This is a genomic window from Bacillus sp. FSL K6-2861 (assembly GCF_038630725.1).
GTDB lineage: Bacteria > Bacillota > Bacilli > Bacillales > Bacillaceae > Bacillus > Bacillus velezensis.
In genome coordinates, this window is record NZ_CP152037.1 from 1,982,345 (window position 1) to 2,004,238 (window position 21,894).

18 protein-coding genes and 3 pseudogenes are annotated in these 21,894 nt (G+C 39.3%); 15 read left to right on the forward strand and 6 right to left on the reverse strand.

The genetic code is table 11. From position 1 onward, the window contains the following. Positions 1-4: 4 nt before the first annotated feature. The 3 genes from NYE62_RS09860 to glnA all read left to right on the forward strand — a co-directional run bounded on the left by NYE62_RS09860 (position 5) and on the right by glnA (position 3,176). Entirely contained in the window at positions 5-1,270 is a 1,266-nt protein-coding gene (locus NYE62_RS09860; protein WP_007410367.1) for an aminotransferase class I/II-fold pyridoxal phosphate-dependent enzyme, read from the forward strand. Between the two features lie 109 nt (positions 1,271-1,379). Next, a complete protein-coding gene (locus tag NYE62_RS09865) occupies positions 1,380-1,784 on the forward strand; it encodes a MerR family transcriptional regulator (RefSeq protein ID WP_007410366.1) in 405 nt (134 codons plus the stop codon). 57 nt (positions 1,785-1,841) lie between these two features. Then, the gene (glnA, locus tag NYE62_RS09870; protein WP_007410365.1) at positions 1,842-3,176 is read left to right on the forward strand and encodes a type I glutamate--ammonia ligase; all 1,335 of its coding nucleotides are present in this window, start codon (positions 1,842-1,844) and stop codon (positions 3,174-3,176) included. 305 nt (positions 3,177-3,481) lie between these two features. On the opposite strand, the gene NYE62_RS09875 is transcribed toward glnA, so the two are convergent. Continuing rightward, entirely contained in the window at positions 3,482-3,694 is a 213-nt protein-coding gene (locus NYE62_RS09875; protein ID WP_260854736.1) for a hypothetical protein, read from the reverse strand. 95 nt (positions 3,695-3,789) lie between these two features. Here NYE62_RS09875 and NYE62_RS09880 point away from each other — a divergent pair. The 9 genes and pseudogenes from NYE62_RS09880 to NYE62_RS09920 form a co-directional block, all read left to right on the forward strand. Next, positions 3,790-4,036: pseudogene (locus NYE62_RS09880) on the forward strand (ArpU family phage packaging/lysis transcriptional regulator); the annotation flags it as partial. Between the two features lie 108 nt (positions 4,037-4,144). Then, entirely contained in the window at positions 4,145-4,774 is a 630-nt protein-coding gene (locus NYE62_RS09885; protein ID WP_041482194.1) for a hypothetical protein, read from the forward strand. A 670-nt stretch (positions 4,775-5,444) separates the two neighbouring features. Then, a complete protein-coding gene (locus tag NYE62_RS09890; RefSeq protein ID WP_342497456.1) occupies positions 5,445-6,029 on the forward strand; it encodes a hypothetical protein in 585 nt (194 codons plus the stop codon). Between the two features lie 220 nt (positions 6,030-6,249). After that, the gene (locus NYE62_RS09895) at positions 6,250-6,843 is read left to right on the forward strand and encodes a hypothetical protein (protein WP_144664668.1); all 594 of its coding nucleotides are present in this window, start codon (positions 6,250-6,252) and stop codon (positions 6,841-6,843) included. Between the two features lie 60 nt (positions 6,844-6,903). Beyond that, positions 6,904-7,239 carry a phage holin family protein gene (locus tag NYE62_RS09900; RefSeq protein ID WP_064107798.1) on the forward strand — a complete coding sequence of 112 codons (336 nt, stop codon included), beginning with the start codon at positions 6,904-6,906 and terminating at the stop codon, positions 7,237-7,239. Between the two features lie 42 nt (positions 7,240-7,281). After that, positions 7,282-8,147, forward strand: a pseudogene (locus NYE62_RS09905) (N-acetylmuramoyl-L-alanine amidase). A gap of 61 nt (positions 8,148-8,208) precedes the next feature. Then, on the forward strand, positions 8,209-8,799 hold the full coding sequence (locus NYE62_RS09910) for a DUF1668 domain-containing protein (protein WP_342497457.1): 591 nt from the start codon (positions 8,209-8,211) through the stop codon (positions 8,797-8,799). Positions 8,800-8,900: 101 nt separating this feature from the next. Then, on the forward strand, positions 8,901-9,527 hold the full coding sequence (locus tag NYE62_RS09915; protein WP_342497458.1) for a kelch repeat-containing protein: 627 nt from the start codon (positions 8,901-8,903) through the stop codon (positions 9,525-9,527). Positions 9,528-9,531: 4 nt separating this feature from the next. Beyond that, a pseudogene (locus tag NYE62_RS09920) lies at positions 9,532-9,645 on the forward strand (peptidoglycan-binding domain-containing protein); the annotation flags it as partial. A gap of 52 nt (positions 9,646-9,697) precedes the next feature. Here the strand turns inward: NYE62_RS09920 and NYE62_RS09925 are convergent. From NYE62_RS09925 to NYE62_RS09940, 4 genes are all read right to left on the reverse strand, one after another. Beyond that, positions 9,698-10,138: an SMI1/KNR4 family protein gene (locus tag NYE62_RS09925; protein WP_144664880.1), complete on the reverse strand. Its 441-nt coding sequence runs from the start codon at positions 10,136-10,138 to the stop codon at positions 9,698-9,700. A 14-nt stretch (positions 10,139-10,152) separates the two neighbouring features. Continuing rightward, the gene (locus tag NYE62_RS09930; RefSeq protein ID WP_144664879.1) at positions 10,153-11,979 is read right to left on the reverse strand and encodes a T7SS effector LXG polymorphic toxin; all 1,827 of its coding nucleotides are present in this window, start codon (positions 11,977-11,979) and stop codon (positions 10,153-10,155) included. 61 nt (positions 11,980-12,040) lie between these two features. Further along, complete coding sequence (locus NYE62_RS09935; RefSeq protein ID WP_186314452.1) at positions 12,041-13,096, reverse strand: DUF4917 family protein; 1,056 nt, start codon at positions 13,094-13,096, stop codon at positions 12,041-12,043. Between the two features lie 1,106 nt (positions 13,097-14,202). Beyond that, positions 14,203-15,297 (reverse strand): L-dopachrome tautomerase-related protein, encoded by a 1,095-nt coding sequence (locus tag NYE62_RS09940; RefSeq protein WP_342497459.1) that lies wholly within the window; start codon positions 15,295-15,297, stop codon positions 14,203-14,205. Positions 15,298-15,856: 559 nt separating this feature from the next. Between NYE62_RS09940 and NYE62_RS09945 the strand changes: the two genes are divergently transcribed. Further along, positions 15,857-17,248 carry an MFS transporter gene (locus NYE62_RS09945; RefSeq protein ID WP_063095190.1) on the forward strand — a complete coding sequence of 464 codons (1,392 nt, stop codon included), beginning with the start codon at positions 15,857-15,859 and terminating at the stop codon, positions 17,246-17,248. A 42-nt stretch (positions 17,249-17,290) separates the two neighbouring features. Then, a complete protein-coding gene (gene xynB, locus NYE62_RS09950; protein ID WP_342497460.1) occupies positions 17,291-18,892 on the forward strand; it encodes a xylan 1,4-beta-xylosidase in 1,602 nt (533 codons plus the stop codon). Positions 18,893-19,035: 143 nt separating this feature from the next. Here the strand turns inward: xynB and NYE62_RS09955 are convergent, their stop codons facing one another. Continuing rightward, positions 19,036-20,190: a xylose repressor gene (locus tag NYE62_RS09955; protein WP_342497461.1), complete on the reverse strand. Its 1,155-nt coding sequence runs from the start codon at positions 20,188-20,190 to the stop codon at positions 19,036-19,038. A 263-nt stretch (positions 20,191-20,453) separates the two neighbouring features. Between NYE62_RS09955 and xylA the strand changes: the two genes are divergently transcribed. Next, on the forward strand, positions 20,454-21,791 hold the full coding sequence (gene xylA, locus NYE62_RS09960) for a xylose isomerase (RefSeq protein WP_342497462.1): 1,338 nt from the start codon (positions 20,454-20,456) through the stop codon (positions 21,789-21,791). Positions 21,792-21,894: the final 103 nt, after the last annotated feature.

A 21,894-nucleotide genomic window follows, 5' to 3' on the forward strand; every position in this document is an offset into this window, starting at 1 on the left:
CAACATGTTTGATACACTGACCCACGGCGCTCTTTTACAAAAAACCGCCGAAGAAACAGAAGCGGAAATCTCCGCCGTTCATAAAAGAATAGAAGAAATCAGTGAACGGAATGAATGGAGAGTCCTGCAAAGCTACAGAAAACATAAAGTAAGCGATACGCATTTTACGCCTTCAACCGGATACGGTTATGATGATATCGGACGAGATACACTGGAGAAGATCTATGCTGATGTGTTCGGAGGAGAGGCGGGACTCGTGCGGCCGCAAATCATTTCCGGAACGCATGCGATTTCAATCGCGCTCTTTGGTGTGCTGAGACCCGGGGACGAATTGCTTTATATAACAGGCAAGCCTTACGATACACTCGAGGAAATCGTCGGAGTAAGAGGCGGGGAGTATTCAGGCTCGCTTAAGGAATTTCAAATCGGATACAATGCAGTCGATTTAACATCAGAAGGCAGAGTGGACTTTGAAGCGGTCCGGGCTGCAATCCGGCCGAATACAAAAGTGATCGGCATCCAGCGTTCAAAAGGATATGCGAATCGTCCGTCTTTCAGAATAAATGAAATTGAAGAGATGATTCGTTTCGTAAAGGAAATCAAAGAAGATGTCATTGTTTTTGTGGACAATTGCTACGGAGAATTTGCAGAAGAGCGGGAACCCTGCCACGTCGGAGCGGATCTTATGGCCGGCTCCTTGATCAAAAACCCGGGCGGCGGCCTTGCTAAAACGGGCGGCTATCTTGTAGGGAAAGCCAAGTGGATTGAGGCCTGCTCTTACCGGATGACCTCACCGGGAATCGGAAGTGAAGCCGGCGCTTCGCTTTATTCACTGCAGGAAATGTATCAAGGTTTCTTTCTCGCTCCGCATGTAGTGGCGCAAAGCTTGAAGGGAGCGGTATTTACCGCCCGTTTTCTTGAAAAGCTCGGCTTTACGTCAAACCCTGCATGGAATGCGCCGAGAACGGATCTGATTCAATCAGTTGAGTTTCAGGACCCTGATAAGATGATCGCTTTTTGCCAGGCGATACAATATGCTTCACCGATTAATGCGCATGTGACGCCTTATCCGAGCTATATGCCGGGATATGAAGACGATGTCATTATGGCAGCGGGCACTTTCGTACAGGGAGCAAGCATTGAATTATCAGCAGATGGACCTATCAGACCGCCTTATGTCGCGTATGTCCAAGGAGGATTAACCTACGCGCACGTGAAAAATGCGATTTGCAGCGCCGTAAATGCTTTAATGGAAAAAGAGCTGATTTAGGCCGTTTGCAATTTTCAAAGAATTTGATGTTAAGATTCCTTACATTGTGTTGACACAAAATATAACATCACCTATAATGAGACTAAGATAAGAAAAGGAGGAAATTGAGATGAGTGATAACATTCGCCGCTCAATGCCTTTATTTCCAATTGGGATTGTCATGCAGTTAACAGAACTTTCTGCCCGGCAAATTCGATATTATGAGGAAAATGGATTGATATTTCCAGCGAGAAGCGAAGGAAATAGACGATTATTTTCATTCCATGATGTAGATAAACTGTTAGAAATCAAAAATCTGATTGAACAAGGCGTCAATATGGCGGGGATCAAACAAATTCTGGATAAGGCATCTGCCGAACCGGAAGAAAAATCCGAAAAAACCGCCAAACCGATGAAGCACAATCTGTCTGATGACGAACTCAGAAAGCTTCTGAAAAACGAACTGATGCAGGCAGGCCGTTTCCAGCGGGGAAATACTTTCCGCCAAGGTGACATGTCCCGATTCTTTCATTAATCCGTTAGCAACTGTTTTGCTATATACATTTACCTTTTAGAGGAGGAGTTTTACGAAATGGCAAAGTACACAAGAGAAGACATCGTAAAATTAGTAAACGAGGAAAACGTAAAGTATATCCGCCTTCAATTCACAGACATTCTCGGAACGATTAAAAACGTGGAAATTCCTGTGAGCCAGCTTGAAAAAGCACTTGATAATAAATGCATGTTCGACGGTTCTTCCATCGAAGGTTTCGTCCGTATCGAAGAGTCTGATATGTACTTATACCCTGATCTGAACACATTTGTAATCTTCCCATGGACGGCTGAAAAAGGTAAAGTAGCACGCTTCATCTGTGACATTTACAATCCGGACGGCACGCCGTTCGAAGGTGACCCGCGTAACAACCTCAAACGGATTCTGAAAGAAATGAAAGAACTCGGTTTCAGCGATTTCAATCTTGGACCTGAGCCTGAATTCTTCCTGTTTAAATTAGATGAAAAAGGCGAACCGACGCTTGAATTGAACGATAAAGGCGGATACTTCGACCTGGCTCCGACTGACTTGGGAGAAAACTGCCGCCGCGATATCGTGCTTGAGCTTGAAGAAATGGGCTTTGAAATCGAAGCATCTCACCATGAAGTTGCTCCGGGTCAGCACGAAATCGATTTTAAATATGCCGGTGCCATCCGTTCTTGTGACGACATCCAAACTTTCAAACTGGTTGTCAAAACGATCGCCCGCAAACACGGTCTGCATGCGACATTCATGCCAAAACCGCTGTTCGGCGTAAACGGTTCCGGTATGCACTGCAACCTATCACTCTTTAAAGATAGCGTTAACGCGTTCTTTGATAAAGACGCTGATCTTCAGCTGAGTGAAACAGCAAAACATTTCATTGCCGGTATCGTAAAACACGCGACAAGCTTTACGGCTGTCACAAACCCGACAGTGAACTCTTACAAACGCCTTGTTCCGGGCTATGAAGCACCTTGCTACGTGGCATGGAGCGCGCAAAACAGAAGCCCGCTGATCCGTATCCCGGCTTCCCGCGGCATCAGCACGCGTGTTGAAGTCCGCAGCGTAGACCCGGCGGCAAACCCGTACCTGGCGTTAAGCGTATTGCTTGCAGCAGGCCTTGACGGAATCAAAAACAAACTTGAAGCACCGGCTCCGATTGACCGCAACATCTACGTCATGAGCAAAGAAGAGCGCATGGAAAACGGCATCGTAGATCTTCCGGCGACACTGGCGGAAGCTCTCGACGAATTCAAATCAAACGAAGTCATGGTTGCAGCACTCGGCGAGCACCTGTTCGAACACTTCATCGAAGCAAAAGAAATCGAATGGGATATGTTCCGCACACAGGTTCATCCGTGGGAGCGCGAACAATACATGTCTCAGTATTAATCTCTCAATCCCTTGGCACTATTGGTGTCAGGGGATTTTTTGGTTTCTTAACAAGTTTAACATCTTAATATAAATCAAGTATCACCCACAAAACAATAAAAAATTACTCCATAATTTGGAGATATAATCCTCATTCATATGCTACACGAAAAAAAGGTATGTCATCGCTATTGATAAACTCCATATTGTATTCTCGTTTTTTATTTGTTTTAATCTCGATACCATAACAAGGGTTTTTCAAGCTTTCCTAATATTACTGCTTTCTCCATCGTATTTCGCATTGTTCCATGGATAATTTCGATGGTTCATTTACTATATTTTGTTCGCAAAGGTGGTTGATAAATTTTTGGTAGAGGATTGATTTTATGTCTAATGTGAATGTCTTTGAAGTACGGAATGATATGATTACTTATGTTTCGTTTATGTAATTCAAAAGTGTTTTTACGCACTGATCCTAATTTATACTCTTTTAACCGGTCTTGCAGGTAATTTTTAAAATAGTAGGGTTGATGATCCATTCGTTTTTCTTTTTTAGCTACAGCCAATTGAACCTCTTTTTTGTGGAAAAACCACACTTAGACTCTTCTTTAAATTTTTGAAGGAATCGGTTGACGCTGGTATCAGCCCGTTTCCTTCAATCAGAGATTCTTTCATATTAAATGAACTGAAGGTTAAGCAGATGGAAAGGGCGTTAGAAAACAGCCTGGACGATGAAGAACGCATGATCATTGAGAAAAAATACTTAGCAGCCAGCCAAACGAAAGACATTCATATTTATATGGAACTCGGCATGAAGAAGGACACCTATTATGAAACAGCGTGCCATTTTACGCATTGCTACAGCACTCGGAATAATCTGAGTGCTTTTTTGTAGTAAGCAGTTGTGTAGGTGAGATTTCCTATTTTAACGTTATATGGTGTATTTTTCATTATGACTATGTTAGTCTCCTTAAAGGAGGGATAATAATTTGAAAACAAAAATAGTAAGCTTGCTTCTTGTATTGAGTTTAGTCTGCGGATTTGCACTTCCTTCTTATGCTAAGACATCGATGAATGAAAAGGTAAAAACCAATGTTTCTGGAATGAATGTTATAAGTCAGTCTGAAGGTGAAGCATCTTATACAATCGAATATGGCGGAAAACAGTATTTTATTGATCAAAAAACTCTAGATAAAGGAACCTCTAAAGAGTCGATTAAAGTTGATCAATATTTGTTAACTGATGGCCATCGAACACTAGTCGATTCTGCTACAGTTAATATTTCCGATGAATCAAGTGAGATGTCAACTCTAGCAAAATGTAGAGGGAAACAAGGTGTTTCGGTAGCAATTCCTATAGTCAAGGTGAGCATGAATTCGTGTGTAATTAAAAAATTCTTAGATATTGTTGAGGATGCTGACGGTATGGCAGGGGCTATCGCCGGGATAGCAGCATTGATAAAAAAAATACCTGGGATTTCAGTATATGCTGGAGCAATTGCAGGGGCAATGTTTGCTGGTAAGTATGCCATAAAAAAAGTATCCGATAATGGAAAGTACGGAATTTCTTATAATTGGATAATTGGTACCCCTGTTGTTGTACCTTGGAGAAATGGTTAATTATTAAGGTGGTAATGTCAAATGAATCGTATATTAGTCTCAATAGCTATTATTATATTCCTGATTGAATATATTGTAGCTCCACTCACAGATATAGATACCGGAAAATACGGCACGTTTATAGGCTTAATATTATTGAGTATTACGGTTCTAAGGCTATCTGATAATGACAAATCATAAACTTTTGAAGGGAGCAGACTTCGGTCTGCTCTTTTTTGTTTATTTTATTTGGGTGGGAAAACGACAAATAAGCGACAAATTCCCGACAAAACAGGGGACAAATTGGGGGAGAAAAGGGGAGACTATATATGTTTGAAATCTCGATAAACTTAACCTATCAACAAAACACGGGTGACGCGCCTAACCCTTATAAATGGCGAATCCGGATACGGAACAAAGTTGTTGAGGAATGAAGTCGAATGAGAGGAACATTCTGAGCCTGGATAGCAGCTAGTCTGCGGCGGCCGTATCGGGGAATAGTATTATCGTGGTTCATTGTGCGATCTTGCTATACTTGGCCTTCCTCTCGGAGTATATGTGAGATCAATTTAATAAGCAATTAGCATAAGGAGGTTAATGATTAAATTTATCTTGAACTTTCTTTCGACAAATTTTGCATATTGTTTCTTTGTCCTTTTCTTTCACCGATAATAAGGTGGGGGCGATTAAGTTGAATTTTGAATCGAAATATTTAGTAAGATGGGGATTACCAGGATGGGTGTTTATGATATTTATAACCCTGTTGTACTTAATAAACGAACCAGGGTATATACCCCAAATTCTAAAGTATAAAGGTTTCTCGCTTGTAGGCTTTACTGCACTAGCAGCAGCACTAGGAATAATTTTAGGGCATATCATTCATCAGATTAGCTTGTTTTTGTGGTTTGTAATTCCTGAATACAGAAAAAGAAAATGGTTAGTTTACTTTGATAGAGAGTTTAAGATAGACAAGCGAATCGTTGAAGAAGAACTTGGTAAGGGAATCAAAAACATATACAGTTATCGTTTAGGGCAACTACATGGAAGAAGGGGCTTGCTTACAAGTTTAATGCTGTCATTTATGACTATAATAATCCTCTGTTGTACAGATCTAAACTTACTCAGCGTAAAAACGATAATACTTGAAAGTGGTAACGGTGCTCTAATAATGATTATGCTGATAAATTATTATTATTTTGATAGGAACCTAGAATATTTTATGGACAGAGTAAATGAGTTTGAAAATCAAAGTAATTCAAGTGATAACTCTCAATAATATAATAATGAATAAAATTGCACCTCTATTAAGGTGCTTTTTTATATTCTCTGTAAACTGCGTCCGGTAAAACTCAGGGTAGACTATTGGCGGTTAACAGTATGAGTGTGGGGAGAGGTTAAAACAACATTATTAGGCTGTTTTTTCAATCCAATAGGGAGGACGTTATTGTTTCTTAATTCCTTTTTTATGTATAATGAATAAAAAAAGGATGAATAATTTGGCTATAGTACCTCTCATTATAAGTAGTTTTGCAGCTCTTATATCTTTATCTAGTTATTTCTTAACACGTAAAAATCTTCAAATTAACGATGCTCCCCGTCTAATAGCTAGCAATATAAAAAAGAGACTCGAGAATCAAAAAGTTACTATTTCTTTTGAAGTGAAGAACTATGGAAAAGGGGTAGCTTTAAAAACCTTTTTAATTATCACCGTAAAAGGTGGAAATAAAAAGGGAGATCAACATTACTTATCTAAACCATTAGTAACTCTAGAACCTGGGAAAACAGGAGTTTTGGAAATAGTCTTTAAAAAAAAGGAAACAGAAGATCAAATCTCTGGTGCTATTTTGGTAAGTCAAGATTTTTTTGATAATTTTCATATAACAGAAACTAATTTACAATTCAACAATCAGCATTTGAAGGAGTTTAGTAAACCAGTTAAGCAGATTTCAAAAATATTAAGAATGTGTACTCATAGAAGAATAAGGAAAATGATGAACCTTGCAAGCGATCAAGGCAACACAGCTGTTGACAGAAAACAAAAAGAGCAAAAAGAAATTATTGAAGAATTACAAAAAGCATTTCGAAAGTAAAAAATCTCTTATTACTTATTGTATTTTTTAAAATTGAATCTTTAAACCTTACTATATTTAATGCTGGTGCTGAACATCATTGACATCATTACCGGTATGATAAAAGCATGGAAATTCAAGGAGCTTCGCAGCCGGATCGCATGGTTCGGCTATGTCCGTAAAATGCTCAGTTTCCTTGTGGTTATCGTGGCAAATGCTATTGATACGATTATGGATCTGAACGGCGTCATGACCTTTGCAACCGTTCTTTTTTATATCGCAAATGAGGGCCTGTCCATCACGGAAAATTTGGCACAGATCGGCGTTAAAATTCCGGCCGTCATCACTGACCGGCTTCACGTAATTGAAAGCGACAACGATCAGAAAACAGAAAAAGAGGACAAAGCTGCTGAGTAAATTCAGCGGCTTATTTTATTACTCAAAAGGAGACGATAAAACATGGTGAAAATCACTAGAGACTTTATTCCAGTGGGGCACAATAACAGACCGGGATACGCAATGAACCCGGCAACATCACAGTTCATAACACGGCAAACACGGCACAAGGGGCAAGCGCAGCCATGCACGCCCGTTATGAGAAAAATCCGGAAGCACCCACCAGCTGGCACTTTACAGTAGACGACAAAGAGATTTATCAGCATCTGCCATTGAATGAAAACGGATGGCACGCGGGAGACGGAAACCGCGGAACCGGCAACCGGAAATCTATCGGCATTGAAATTTGCGAGAATAGCGATGGGGATTTTGAGAAAGCCGTGGCGAATGCTCAATGACTGATCAAAAAGCTCATGAAGGAGCAGGGCATTTCCCTTGCAAACGTGGACCCTCACCAACACTGGTCCGGTAAGTATTGTCCTCGTAAGCTACTTGATCGTTGGGACTCTTTTAAGGCCGGCATAAGCGGTGCCACATCTTCACCTGCGAAAACAGAATTCAAGATCGGCGGGGCGACGTACACCGTGAAGAAAGGAGATGCCCTTTCTGTCATTGCACAGAAAACAGGCGTAAGCATGGCAACCCTGCAAAGCTTGAACGGTATCAAGGACCCGAACTTTATCAAAGCCGGTCAAGTATTAAAGTTGACTGGCTCGGCCAGCTCTCCGTCCAACGGAAAGAAATCATCTTACACGCTGCCGTCAGGCGTTTTAAAAGTGACAAGCCCCTTAACTAAGGGGACGGCCGTAAAACAGATTCAAACAGCGTTGACGGCTCTCTATTACTATCCAGACAAAGGGGCAAAGGACAACGGAATAGATGGCTATTACGGACCGAAGACAAAAGCAAAGCTTGAAAAATTAATTTGAAAGAATAAAAAAATAACCGATACATTAAATGGCGTGCTATTAAAAGTTAGGAGAGATATATGTGAAAAAAAGCTTGTTAGTGGTTTTTGTAATTTTAGCTTTTGCTGTGTTAGTAAGTTATGTACCAGTGCAGGCAGAACAAACATCATCAGATTCAAAAGAATGGGTGCCGAAGGCTAATTTACCTGAAAGTCGTACCTCTGCTATGACAGCAAGTGTTAACGGGAAAATTTATGTGTTGGGAGGAACCTATAACGGAAATTCTACGAGTACAACTTATGTTTATGACCCGAAAAGTAATGTATGGATACAGAAAAAAAGTATGCCTCAAATTGTATCATCAGGTTCAGCTGTTGTGGTAGGGGAAAAGATATATGTACTTGGAGGGTCTTATTGGAGCAATGGCACACGTGTTCAACTACAGACCGTTTTAATATACGATACTCAAAATGATACTTGGGAGAAAGGAACAGATATGCCTGTTAAAGGATCAAGTTTTGGTTCTGCAGCAGTTATCGGCAATAAAATTTATGTGGTGTGGGGGAACAATGAGGGTCCTTCATCTAACTATTGTTACGATACAGAGCAAAAATCATGGTCTAAAAAAATGATTTACCTTTATCAATACATGGTGCAACAGTACAGACTGTAGACAATAAAATTTATTTAATGGGCGGCTCTGATCAAAATTTGATACCTCCGAAAACAACCTATGATGTTATTTATGAGTACAATCAGAGTACTGATTCGTGGTTGGAAAAACAAAATTTAATTACTGGTGTAGCATTTGCTGCATCTACTGTATTAAATGGGGAAGTTTACATCATAGGTGGAGCAACTAGCAATAAAGAGGTTTCCGCAAAAGTCCAAGTATACAATCCAAAAGACAATACAATATCAGAGTTTAAAGAAATTAAGAATGCTAGAATGGCGGCTGGAGCAGCAACTATTGGACAGGATCTTTATATTATTGGTGGGCAATCTAAATATGATCCAATAACAAATGCAAAACTAGGTGTTTTAGATTCTGTCGAGATGTTTTCTACCAATGCTCAAACAGATGGGAATACCGATACATCAGATAAACCAACATCTGATCAGCACAGTGAGGGTGATCGAGCTATCCTTACTATAACAATGACAACAGGACTTGAAAAAGAATTTGATCTTTCGATGGAAGAGGTAAATGATTTCATTAACTGGTACGATCAAAAAGATTCAGGAACAGGCCCTTCGAGATACGAGATTGACAAGCACAATAATAATATTGGACCGTTTGAGAACAGAAAAGATCATGTAATCTTTAAGAATATCCTTACTTTTGAAGTAAATGAGTACTCAACGAATACAAGCAATAATCAAAGTGCTAAAACCACTTAACACGTATAGTCCCAAAACAGCAAATGCGGTCAAACGGTTCCAATCTATATACGGGTTAACTGCTGACGGAATTTACGGACCAAAAACGAAAGTAAAACTGGAAATATTATCGAAATAACAAAAAACCCTTCTCAAAAGGGAAGGGCTTTGTTTATATGGACTTTTTGTTTCTATTCTTCGTAGAGCTTATCTACCAATTCCGTAAACGAATTACATATGTGACTCAGAGCACCCTCTGGGTTTTCAAATGCAATTTCATGATCCCAAAAAACAAGAGGGGGATTACTATGATTCTTTCTAAAATCGTAGCAGATCTCATTACCAAACACATCATCCGCAATAGGAATTACTTTATCTGGCATTCTGCCGTCTCGATAACGATTAGAAACGTTAATTATGTATGACTCACTATCCTCATGGAAACTATGTAAGTATCCGAAAGCAATCCCTTTTCTTCCTTCAAAATCAAAAGTCTCAGGAGTTGGGGTAGCGCCAGAATAGCTTTTGACATATTCTAAATAATCTTTTGGAAACTTTACTTGTAGCGTATTTTCAACTTCTTGAATTTCTTCGTTACTGATAGGATGTTCACCGAAATCCCATTCAACCATGTTATAACTCTCCTTTATCTGTATTCGGAACCTCCGCCCCAGATATTTCTTCCGCCAGTGTGCCCTGTCTTACCATGTATATCTGAATCAACTAGCTGCATTATACCTTCATTTTGATGATGATGCCACGTAAACCCTCTTGGTTTTTTCCCTTTTATAATTTGCTTCAACTGCATTTCTGTAAAGTGATTTCTCAACTCGGGATTTTTGTTGATTTCTTGCAACAGGAGTTCGGTTGCTTTTTTAAACTGTACAGTATCTTTTTCAAGATATAATGATTTATCAATTTTCACTTCTACAACGGGATCAAATATTGGAAAACCATCTTTATCATAAGGTATACCTGTTATAGGATGCACATCATTTTTTAAATGACCATTTTTTAAGTTAGTTGTTACTGTATTTCCAAAAGCATCTTTATGTGTGAACGGCGCGGCCTGTGTCAGCATATCTTGCTTTTTTTGAATTTCTTTCTTTAAAAGCGGGGTGTTTTTTACGTTATAGGTGTTTTCAATATCTTTCGCTATTACAACAAGGGCAGGTTCGTTTTTATTTTTCAATAAAGAGTTGATATAGTCTGTTCCGTTTTTTATTCCTGTGTGTACATGGCTTGCAGCGCCAGGCTCCAATACTTTTCCTACCTTGGAGATGCCTGTTTTTGCGAGTTTGCTTGATACGTTAACCGTCGAGCCCACACCTTTCAGGCCGACAAGGCTGCCCACCGCATAGGAGACGTAGTGCGCTCTAGAGTACGTATCACCATTCACCATTTGATCATTCCACGAATCGGCTAGGTGTGTCCATATGATTTTTGCGTAAGACGGAGTATTCAATACAGTAGAAATCGTTTTAACAACCTTTTGTTCATCAGAGAGCTGATAAAAGTCCCAAGCGCCGACAGCGAGATCTTTCAGCCCTAACACAGTATCTTTCCCAACATCATAAAGGCCGACTGCAACCCCTTTGAAACCGTCTGTGAGTTCTTGCGTGTTTTGAATTTGAGTAAAGTATCGCTGCTGTTCTTTTGTCAGGTTTTCATAACCGATCGTTTTGGCCATTGAGTAGAACTCAGCAGCATTCTCATAGTCGAAATTGTTCAGTCTATCTTTCAGTTTTTCAATCTCACGTTCCCTTGCTTCTTTTTCCTTAATCGTAAGATAAGCATCAGAGTGTCTTGCAATCTCGCCTTTTTTCTTATGTATGTCGCTTTCACGGTACGCCTTGGCGTTGTAGTGAAGGGGAGTGGCGTTTTTCCCTTTGCCTGTGGCGTTTTGAAGCTGCTGGAAGTCAGCTTGGATGAACTGTTCGTTCGCTTCGGTTTCTGCGTATTCTCTGGTTAGATCGTGATCAAGCTTGCTGAGTTTATGTATTGTTTCGCTTCTTTTTTTGTCAGCTGAAGTAAGCTTCTGATCTGTGCTCTCGGTTGAAAACAAATCGAGCGAGATGATGTCTTCGATCTCACCGAGGATGGAGCGCATATCCTTTTTCTGCTCTTCCATAATCGCCTTTGATTTATTCAAGGCGTGAGTGAGCTCGTGCTCCAGAAATGATTCTTCTACATGAGACTGGGAAAGACCTGCTTCTTCGACTTTGCCGGGAAGGCTTGTGAGAAATGCGATTTTCATGTTAATAAGATCGAGCCACTGGTCGGCAAATCCAGCATGGTCTTGAAAGTACGCCTTTATATTATCCGCGCCTTTTCCGGAAAACTCATCGGCACCCAGATCGGCAACACCTTGGAAAGCTTTTTTCAATTCGATCATCTGATGCCGTAACTCTTTATACTCGTTTACACGTTTTTCTGCGGCAGAAAGTAATGTTTTCGCTTCAAAAACTTTCATAGACACACCCTTTCATATGGATTTATAACAAGATTTTACCATATGATTGACGTGCCTGCAGTTAACTGTTAACCTGCTTTGGCGGTACGAAGGGAGGGAAGTCTATGAAACTACGAGATATAAAGCCTGGGAAACTGGAAATTGCTTTTGCTTTCGCATAGTCAAAAAGGCTCTTTGAGTAAAAGAAGAGTAATGTTTTATCAGTGCTTCTGAATAATTTTTCAATTTTATGACTGACATCCTTTGCAGGATTTTGTTCAGTTTCATAAATCCCGTATGCAATGTATTCCGTTTCTGAATCTGATATGGCTTTAATAAGATGCCTGTCATATTCTTCATTGAGATCCTGACCGAATATAGTTAAGCCGCCGCTAATACGCCTTAAACTTCTATAACAATATGAAAGATACGGATTTTGCTTTATTTGTGTCAGTTTCATATTGGAATTACCCTCCGAAACATATAAGGGGAACTTCTTTTCTTCAAATTGTTCTGTTATTGCCATTAACAAGTCGCCGGAGGACGGGGTTTTTTTTATGTTTCCATACTCTTCATAAAAATGAAGGGCTCCATGCAGGTAAAATACACTCAGCTTATTTGTCTTTTCAAATACCTCTTCTGAAAAAATTACTGTTTGATCATGGTAAGACCTCCAGCCAAAGCCATCGCTTACTAATTTTTCGTCAAACATAGGAGCGCAACCCCAATATGTCAATAGATCATAATTTGTGGTAAAAATATTTTGCCTAAACATGTGAAAAGTCCAAGCTATCTTATCTTGATTTACGTCCCAAAAAGGCGGATGCATGTCCTTTACAGCTTTAATTAAAAGGTTTTTAATATTACGGTAACTTTCGTGCAGGTGATCAGACGATATTTGATATGCATTATTCACCGCTTCTGTTTTCAAGAGAGAATTAAGTACCATTTCGAAATTTGTAGTGTTTAATACTGTTTCAAACAGTTCTCTATCCACAGAAGTTAATTCATCCTTTATCTTTTCATAAAACCCTATGTAACCAAAACCGCGGTTAATAGCTTGTGAAAAACCATTGCCATACAAAAAATTATCTAATACTTCGGGATGATCTGTAACTATGTCTTCGAACTTATTCAATGTTATAACACCTCATTTTGTTTATTATGCGCCGCGTTGCGTACAAGTTAAACAGAGTAGTATACTTTTAATAACAAATTTCGGAGGTACAATAAGTGGAATACAAAACAATCACTGTTACAAAACCTCGTTTCGGAATCGGGAGAATCCTGTGTTTATTGGTTGGATTATTTCTTTTAGCCAGCGCGTTACTTGTGAGCCTGACTATCATCGGAATTTTTGCCGGCGCAGTCTTATTGATATTGAGCCTACCTTTTTTCGCTGCTGCGAAAGGCGGGGCTCGATATACGTGTCCAAACTGCGGTTACCAAAAAAATGGGGTGGCTAATGGGAAGGTAAACGCCTCCTGCAAACGTTGCAGGCAGAACATAGCTGTCAATTGGATAGACAAATCCACAAAAAATTCAGAAAGCATAAGTTAGAAAACACCCTTTCCTTAAATCGGAAGGGGTGTTTTTTACGTTTATGATATCCGCAACCTCACGAAATTACCACCCCCTCATAAGCCCTTCACGCGAAATTCCTTTCGTTTTCAGAGTAGTTCTATCAAAGAGAGGGAGCGTCTGCCCATTATTTCTTATTCCCCCCTAAAAACCTCTACTCGATTGTTTAAGGTGTTATTCCCTTTATATGTATATCTTTAGATTACAATAAAAATCCAAAAATGAATAGATGTGGGCACCCACAAAGACACCCACAAAACACCCACAAAACACCCACAAATATAATATACTTGATGATTTCTTATTCGAAGAGAAATAATAAAAAGTCTGTAATTCAACATTTATCATGCACTATGACATTGCAATATTGCCTAGGTTATAATCCGCACACAGGTTCATCCGTGGGAGCGCGAACAATACATGTCTCAGTATTAATCTCTCAATCCCTTGGCACTATTGGTGTCAGGGGATTTTTTGGTTTTGGTCATAAGATTAAAAGAACAACATTTTTGTCCTTGACCAAAATATGATCAAAAAAAATGAAGTTATGAATCTAACTCCATAATTGAGGACACGTATTTATTGTAATCCCTTATTCGGTTTAGGATGAAGGCTAAATGAAGCCAATTATGTTCTAAAAAATTGAACCGGCCATTTTTATTTTCAAAAAGCAGGAGCAGGAAATTCATCAATTTTGATACGAAGTAAACTATAAGGTTTCTGTCGTAAGTCTTTTCCATAATGAAATCTAGCCTGCCGATGTAATTGGTTCACGATGACATATAAGTATTCATCCGGACCAATCGAAAAAGTATCCGGCCATAAAATTCTCGGATCATGTGCGATGGTTTCCATTGTGCCATTCGGCAGCATCTTTCGAATACTATTGTTCTCATAATCTCCGGCATAAATGGCTCCTTTCGCATCTGTAATCATTCCATCAGACGCGCCTTTTTCTCCCCAATACGCCACATGATAAAGTAAATCCATGTCCGATATATTTCTATCTCTCAGGGCTTCTGTTGAGATCGAGAACAGATGACGGCTGGTCAGGGGACAAAAAAATAATACCTTTCCGTCGGGAGAAATCGCAATACCGTCGGATGCCAGCCTAAATGGGGAAGTTGAACCATCCCTGTTACGATTCATCAAAATTTTGCCTTCTACTTTCGGTATAAAATAGGAATCCGGTGAAGTTGGATTTGCTCCATTTAACCGTCTAAATGCGTTTCCGGTTTCTAAATCCACGACGATAATAGCTCCTGGTCCTTTGGAAGAAGAATCCGTTATATAGGCATAACCTGCAGTTCCAACACGAAAATCAAATCGGACATCATTCAGGTAAGTTGTTGGAAGGACAACATCTTCTGTAAAGGTATAAATTCTTCTGATTGTATTGGTTTTTAAATCAACAGCGACTAATTTTGCCCCGCCTTTAATTGGTTCAGAAAAATTGGGTGCCGCCGTATCTAGTACCCAAAGCGTTTCTCTTCCATCAGTAACTACACTTTGGACACTGATGAAAGTCATTTTGATATTCTCAGGGTTAACCAAATTGGTTTGTAAATCAGGATAAGGCTGCAATTTATCCCCAATTATCTCCGCCACCGTAAATTTAACATCGTCTCCCCATTTCGGAAAACAAATGAAAATACGACCAGTTTCTGAAACAGTAACACCGGTAGGCATAGCTCCATAAAATACATATACCAGTTCTAAATCCCCAAAATATTTTTCAAAAGGCAGCATAGGTTTCATAATATCCTCCTCAACCAATTAAACGGGATATCACTTATATATGATTCGCATTTTTTCAAGTGCATGTTTCTTAATAAGTTTTTCTAAACAAAAGATGATGGAAGTGCTTATCATTTAATAAATCAGTCAGGTGACACAGGGGGGTTTTTACTTAACGTCTGTCGAAGCAGTCGGCAATTACAACATGTCCTTTGCCGGTTTTAAATTCTCTGAAAAAAGAGTTGAAAAAGCAGAAAAGATTTTATAATATGAAATCAAGTTAGTTTGTTTGATCAACAAACTAATAAAACCACTTTAATTGTCCATCATGTAAAGGTCTTAAATGGGAGGGGGATAAGAGGCTCGATTTAATTGGAGGTATATAAAAAGCGAAAGCCAAGCTTTTATCCTGTTCACTGCTATCTGATCACCATTTGGATGTTGAAAATGCGCTGTGAAAGTAAACCGCTATCATTTTTTGAAAGCGCTTTTATATGCCGCTCACTGGCCGATAATTTTAAAGAAAATGTTATACCATTCATCATGTTCCTTATGTAAAGGATCGAAAAGGGGAGAAATCATGCTCAGTGAAAATGTAAAGAAGATCAGCATGGTTGAAAAAGTTGGATATGCGTCTGGAGATTTTGCTTGTAATTTAATTTATGCAACAGTGTCTACGTATCTTTTGTTCTTCTATACAGATGTTTTTGGTTTATCGGCAGCAGCAGCCGGTACGATGTTTTTAGTGGTTAGAATCATCGACGCTCTCGCTGATCCTTTTATTGGAACAATAGTTGACAGAACAAATAGCAGGTTTGGCCGCTTCAGACCGTATCTTTTATTCGGAGCTTTTCCCTTTGTCATATTGGCCATCCTCTGTTTTACAACCCCCGATTTTTCGGATATGGGGAAATTAATATATGCCTATATCACCTATGTCGGCTTATCGCTTACATACACCATGATAAACGTGCCATATGGCGCGTTAACATCTGCAATGACCAGAAATAATCAAGAAGTTGTTAGTATAACGTCTGTCCGTATGTTATTTGCGAATCTTGGAGGACTTGTCGTTGCATTTTGTGTTCCCTTACTGGCTGCTTATTTAAGCGATAATTCCGGCAGCGAATCTCTTGGCTGGCAGCTAACCATGGGTATTATGGGAGTTATAGGCGGGTGCCTTTTAATCTTTTGTTTTAAAAGCACAAAAGAGCGTGTCACGCTTCAAAAATCGGAAGAAAAAATTAAATTTTCGGATATATTTGAGCAATTTCGTGTTAATCGGCCTCTAGTTGTATTAAGTATTTTCTTTATTATTATTTTTGGAGTGAATTCAATCAGTAATTCGGTTGGCATCTATTACGTAACGTATAATTTAGAAAGAGCGGATTTAGTGAAGTGGTACGGTTTGTTGGGAAGTTTGCCTGCTTTGGTCATTTTACCGTTTATTCCAAAGCTTCATCAATTATTAGGGAAGAAGAAATTACTAAACTATGCATTATTACTGAATATGATCGGCCTCTTAGCTTTACTTTTCGTTCCGTCAAGTAATGTATTCCTGATACTTTCCTTTCGATTGCTGGCTGCTGCAGGAAGTCTCACTGCCGGGGGATATATGTGGGCGCTTATTCCTGAAACAATAGAATATGGAGAGTATAAGACCGGGAAAAGAATGGGCGGTCTCATATACGCTATTATCGGATTTTTCTTTAAATTCGGCATGGCCTTGGGAGGAGTTGTACCGGGTTTGGTTCTAGATCAGTTTGGATATGTGGCAAATCAGGTGCAAACGCCGGAGGCATTGACGGGAATTTTAATTACAACAACCATTATTCCCGTGTTCTTACTGGTTCTGGCCATGATTGATATTAATTTCTATAACTTAGATGAGAAAAAATATAAAAGCATGGTTCGAGAATTAGAGAATAGAGACAAAGTTTATTTGGATCATATTGACGATTTCAAAGCTTAAAACATGATGAGTCAACAGAAAATAGCTGAGGAGGAGTTCAAAATGAAGATTATCAATCCAGTACTTAAAGGATTCAACCCCGATCCGAGTATTTGCAGGGTTGGAGAGGATTATTATATCGCTGTATCTACATTTGAGTGGTTTCCGGGAGTCCAGATACACCACTCAAAAGATTTAGTCAATTGGCACTTAGTTGCACATCCATTACAGAGAGTTTCGCAATTAGACATGAAAGGAAATCCTAATTCAGGCGGGGTCTGGGCGCCATGTTTAAGTTACAGCGACGGAAAGTTTTGGCTGATCTATACGGATGTTAAGGTTGTAGATGGCGCCTGGAAAGATTGCCACAATTATTTAGTGACTTGTGACACGATTGATGGTGATTGGGGGGAGCCGATCACATTAAACAGCTCGGGTTTTGATGCTTCTTTGTTCCATGATACGGATGGGAAAAAATATTTATTAAATATGTTATGGGATCAGCGTATTGATCGGCACTCCTTTGGAGGCATTGTCATGCAGGAATATTCTGATAAGGAGCAAAAACTAATCGGTAAACCGAAAGTGATTTTTAAAGGAACTGAAAGAAAGCTGACAGAAGCGCCGCACCTTTACCGTATCGGGAACTATTATTATCTATTAACTGCAGAAGGAGGAACGCGGTTCGAACATGCTGCTACAATTGCCCGTTCTGCAAATATTGAGGGCCCATATGAAGTTCATCCCGGTAATCCTATCTTAACGTCATGGCATGCGCCGGAAAATCCGCTGCAAAAATGCGGACATGCATCCATTGTACAAACACATACAGGTGAGTGGTATTTAGCTCATTTAACGGGACGTCCCATTCATCCGGACGATGATTCAATTTTTCAGCAGAGGGGATATTGTCCTTTGGGCAGAGAAACTGCTATTCAAAAACTCTATTGGAAAGATGGCTGGCCTTATGTAGAAGGCGGAAAAGAAGGGAGCTTGGAGGTGGATGCGCCTTCTATACCTGAAACAATGTTTGAAGACACGTATCCGGAAGTTGATGAATTTGAGGATGCAACATTAAATATTAATTTTCAAACGTTAAGAATCCCGTTTACGGAGAAATTAGGTTCATTAACTCAAGCGCCAAATCATTTACGATTATATGGCCATGAATCCTTAACTTCGACATTTACTCAGGCATTTGTAGCCAGACGCTGGCAAAGCCTCCATTTTGAAGCGGAAACGGCTGTTGCGTTTTATCCGGAAAATTTTCAGCAAGCCGCTGGTTTGGTGAACTATTACAATACAGAGAATTGGACGGCTCTTCAAGTCACGTATGATGAAGAACTTGGCCGTATTCTTGAATTAACGATATGTGATAACTTTTCTTTTTCACAACCGTTAAAAAATAAAATTGTGATTCCTCGTGAAGTCAAGTATGTCTATTTAAAAGTGAATATTGAAAACGAAAAATATTATTATTTCTATTCATTTAACAAAGAAGATTGGCACAAAATCGACATTGCATTAGAATCGAAAAAATTATCAGATGATTACATCCGCGGCGGGGGATTCTTTACAGGAGCTTTTGTTGGGATGCAGTGCCAAGATACGAGCGGAAATCATATTCCGGCCGACTTCAGATATTTTCGTTATAAAGAAAAATAATTAGCACATGAAAAAGGAGATTTCTATTTTAGAACTCCTTTTTCATATTAGAAGGTGCCTATGTCAGTATTGATTCAGAAATACGCCTAGAATAAAAAAACCCATCTTTAAAGATGAGCGTAAAACATAGAAGTATGTACATTTCAGTTATGAACCATGTCGAGAAAATGATCAATAACAATAGAGGACATTCCTAGAGCAGGGGCAGTTTTTCCTAAGATAGATGGTAATAATTCATAGCTATTGTCTAGTTGGGAATAAACCCTGGATGACACTTCACTTTTAATTGAATGTAAAACCATAGGATGCGATTCAATGATGCTGTTTCTTAAAATGATGGCTTGCGGATTAAATGTATTTAAAATATTGGTCAGGCCTATTCCTAAATAGAAACCAAAATTCTGTAATGCCTGTAAAGTTCCAACATCATTCAGATGGGCGAGGTCTATGATATCTTGGCTGGACACTTTTTTCTCTTTCGTCTGAAGAGATGTTACTAAAGCTTTCTCTGAAGCATACAATTCCCAGCATCCTCGGTTTCCGCAGCTGCATTTAGGACCCTTAAAGTCTATTGTCATATGTCCCATTTCTCCAGAGAATCCGCCAACCCCTCTATATAAATGATTGTTGATCATAACACCGATCCCTATTCCTGTACCGATACTTGCATAAATAATGTTATCGTGATTTTTTGCCGCACCAAATACTTTTTCTCCATATGCGCCGGCATTTGCCTCATTTTCAATAAAAACGGGCACATTGAACTTCTTTTGGATGAAAGATTTTAGGTCAATATCTCTCCAGTTGGCGTTCGGAGCGAAAACAATTTTTTGATTTTTGTCAATCAGCCCGGGCGCGCATATCCCTATACCAATAAGACCGTATGGAGATTGCGGCATAATTGCAATAAAGTGATGAATCATCTCAATTAAAATATCTTTAGTGATTTCTGGAGAATTGCATTCCAAATGGTGGTGTTGATCAAGGACGATCGTCCCTTCAAGATCTGTTAAAATGCCATTAACATAATCCACGCCAACATCTATTCCTACGGAGTATCCTGCTTTTTTATTAAAAACAAGCATGACAGGTCTTCTGCCGCCGCTTGATTGTCCCTGTCCTATTTCAAATACGAGGTTTTCTTTCATTAATGTGTTTACCTGTGACGAAACAGTTGATTTATTTAATCCGGTCATTTCAGATAATTTTGCTCTTGAAATAGGTGAATTTTTAAGTATTTCGTTTAGTAATAACTTTTGGTTAACTTTTTTGACAAAGGCTTGATCAGCGATATCCACTTCATCCACTCCATTTGTATAATCTTTAAATTAAGTTGAACGTTCTGTGTTATCGTGCGAAACGCAGTACATAGCGAATCCAACCTTTATTATATCTAATGTGTTCGTAAAAAACTAAAAAAAATATTGAAAATACTGATGAGGTTATATAAGATGAAAATAAATTAGTTTGTTTAGGCAACAAACTAATGTGCAACATGACATAAAAGCATTTGTATTTGAATGATCATGTTTACAATTTATTTTTAAGGGGGAAATCACACATGGCTCACTCTCATTCCGGTTCAGTTAACTATTTTGAAAGCGTAAACAAAGTGATTTACGAAGGGAAAGAATCCACGAATCCTTTAGCATTTAAATACTATAATTCTCAAGAAGTAATTGGCGGAAAAACGATGAAAGAGCATTTGCGATTTTCTATTGCCTATTGGCATACATTTACCGCTGACGGCACAGACATGTTTGGTGCAGCTACGATGCAGAGACCGTGGGATCACTATAAAGGCATGGATCTGGCGAGAGCGAGGGTAGATGCAGCGTTTGAGCTGTTTGAAAAACTGGATGCGCCATTTTTTGCTTTTCATGACCGGGATATCGCACCGGAAGGAAGTACGTTAAAAGAGACAAATCAAAATCTGGATATAATCGTGGACATGATAAAAGACTACATGAGAACCAGCGGCGTTAAGCTATTATGGAATACTGCAAACATGTTTACGAATCCCCGTTTCGTCCATGGTGCGGCGACTTCTTGTAATGCAGATGTATTTGCGTATGCCGCAGCCCAAGTAAAAAAAGGATTAGAAACAGCAAAAGAGCTTGGCGCCGAGAACTATGTATTTTGGGGCGGACGTGAAGGGTACGAAACTTTGTTAAATACCGATTTAAAATTTGAGCTTGATAATATGGCCAGATTTATGCATATGGCAGTGGATTATGCGAAGGAAATCGGGTATACAGGGCAGTTTTTGATTGAACCAAAACCAAAAGAACCGGCCACCCATCAATATGATACGGACGCAGCAACAACCATTGCCTTTTTAAAGCAATATGGGTTAGACAATCATTTTAAATTAAATCTCGAAGCCAATCATGCCACATTAGCCGGGCATACATTCGAACATGAATTACGCATGGCGAGAGTGCATGGCTTGCTTGGCTCTGTTGACGCGAATCAGGGTGATCCGCTTTTAGGCTGGGACACAGATGAATTTCCGACAGATTTATATTCTGCGACATTAGCAATGTACGAAATCCTGCAAAATGGCGGTCTTGGAAGCGGAGGATTAAACTTTGACGCAAAGGTCAGGAGATCTTCTTTTGAGCCTGATGATTTACTATATGCCCATGTTGCAGGGATGGATACATTTGCAAGAGGGTTGAAAGCCGCCCACAAATTAATCGAAGATCGTGTGTTTGAAGATGTGATTCAACACCGTTACCGCAGCTTTACTGAAGGGATTGGTCTTGAAATTGCAGAAGGAAGAGCTAATTTTAAGACACTTGAGCAATATGCGCTGAACAATCAGCCAATTAAAAATGAATCAGGGAGACAGGAGCGGTTAAAAGCGATATTAAATCAATACATTTTAGAGGTATAACAAATGAAAAAAGAAGCTCCAGATCCCGCTGTAAAAATATGCAGGCAGCCAAGTTCCCGGAATTGCCCGTCATGAAGTTACTGTTATGGCGGGCCATTCCAAT